Origin of the sequence: Chryseobacterium elymi (assembly GCF_003385495.1) — a bacterium.
GTDB classification, from domain to species: domain Bacteria; phylum Bacteroidota; class Bacteroidia; order Flavobacteriales; family Weeksellaceae; genus Chryseobacterium; species Chryseobacterium elymi.
Genome location: NZ_QNUH01000059.1, coordinates 1 through 1,887, shown reverse-complemented (window position 1 = coordinate 1,887; position 1,887 = coordinate 1). Strand labels below are relative to the sequence as shown.

The window sequence follows — 1,887 nt, the reverse complement described above, 5'->3', positions numbered from 1 at the left end:
CTTTAATAATGGAATTGGAATAGAAGTTCTTGAAGAAAATAACTATTATCCATTTGGGTTAAAGCATGAAGGATATAATATACTGACTGGAAACCCTGCGTATAAATATCAATATAATGGTAAAGAATTGCAGGAAGAAACAGGAATGTATGATTATGGTGCAAGGTTTTATATGCCGGATATTGGACGGTGGGGAACTGTTGACCCGTTGGCGGAAATTTATAGAAGATGGTCGCCATATACATATGGTGTAGATAATCCAATTAAATTTTTTGATCCTGATGGACGTGGTGTTCTTACAGATTATTACAATTTGAAAGGAAAACTTACAAAACACGTTGAAGATGGAAAAACGGATAAAAAAATAGTTTTAACTACAAGTAATAAAGAAGCTGATACAGATGCTGCAATTAGTAATGGTCACGTGGTTAATCAAATAGCTAATGATCAAATAAAGCAAATTGATGATATATATACTTTTGGCAAAACAGATAAAACTGGTACTGAAAAAGGATTTTTATTCGGGCAAAATGGGAAATCATCAAAAACAGTAACTGGAGAAAAAGCTGGAGAAGTGGGGTCTAAAGAGTGGGCAGATGCTAAAAAGGATTTAAGAGAAAAAGGTGACAAAACAGCTTCTGATGCTCATTTACATCCTTTACATTATGATAGCGAAGGAAATGTAACAAGTTATGGATCGCCTTCTCCATCTAATGGACCAGGAAAAGATACTGACCCTAAGAATATGATAGGTAATACACAACCCTCTATGGTTTTAGGATGGACTGAAAATCAAGGTTCATTGCCTCCTGGTCAAATAGGAGGAACGCCACCACCTAATACATACTCTCCCACAGTGGGATTCTATAATACTGGAGGCTCTATTATTACAATGGATTATTCAACGTTTAAAAAAGCAATGGAAAAAGTAAACAAATAATTATGAAATATTCAATCTTTGTTTTGTTAATTCTGTTGATGAGTTCTTGTGCCTCTTATATAGATGTATCAAAAAACAGTGTCAATAATGATAGTATGGTATTTGAGTACGGCAGCAATGAGAATAAACTCAAATATATCAATAAAGTTAATGCTTCGGCAGATCACGATGTATACTATACAACACATTTTTCAATAACTTTACCAAAAGGGATTGTAAATTGGACTAGGAGTAATAATAATTTTTTCTTCGAATATGATGATAAACAAATATTTTATATTTACTCTTCTTATAAAAATGAAGGACAGGAGTCTGGAAATTGGGAATTAAAAGATATTGGTTACAATGAAGTTTTAAAATACATCGGAGAGTATTGGGATAAAAGAAATTATAACGAGAATTATCTCTATAAAGCAAATAATGGAAGAGTATCGAAGTTTTATACAAATGGGAAATACAAAATATTGCTTTACAATATAAAAACTGAAAATCTTCAAACATTCATTCAGAGTGCAAAAACATTTGATACAAACTTATAAAAATAAGCCCTCGCAAAGCGAGGGTTATTTTATTTTACATTTTCTTTTATTCTTTCTTCTTCAAGTATATCCCTCCGCTCCCGATTGTATCGTGTGGGAGATAATAAAAAAACTCGCAAAATGTGAGGTTTTTTGTGATTATAAGCAGCTACATTGTTATTAATTCTTCCAACAATTCAGGGAGAATCTGTATTGACTCAAACTCCATCAACTGATGGAAGAAGCACCAAAGGAACAGGCTGCTTGTTCATAAGCATCAGGTAGATAGTAATGCCGAAGAAATTCTTGTTCAGAATGCCTAATAAGTATAATGAACTTTCCCAGCTTGAAAACAAGAAAGTCGGAGGAATTAGCCTTGGATCACCACTTCAAAGTATTGATTATAAGTACAACATCAGAGGCTGGATG

2 protein-coding genes are annotated in these 1,887 nt (G+C 33.0%); both read left to right on the top strand.

Translation table 11 applies throughout. The annotated features are described in order from the left end of the window. The coding region (locus DRF60_RS20840; protein WP_133297269.1) for an RHS repeat-associated core domain-containing protein at positions 1-940 on the top strand (940 nt) is incomplete at its 5' end. A 2-nt stretch (positions 941-942) separates the two neighbouring features. Then, positions 943-1,479 carry a hypothetical protein gene (locus tag DRF60_RS20835; protein ID WP_116015271.1) on the top strand — a complete coding sequence of 179 codons (537 nt, stop codon included), beginning with the start codon at positions 943-945 and terminating at the stop codon, positions 1,477-1,479. The last annotated feature ends 408 nt before the right edge of the window (positions 1,480-1,887 follow it).

Coding starts and splice junctions, on each gene's coding strand:
- DRF60_RS20835 (WP_116015271.1), top strand. CDS start 943: ATGAAATATTCAATCTTTGTTTTGTTAATTCTGTTGATGAGTTCTTGT.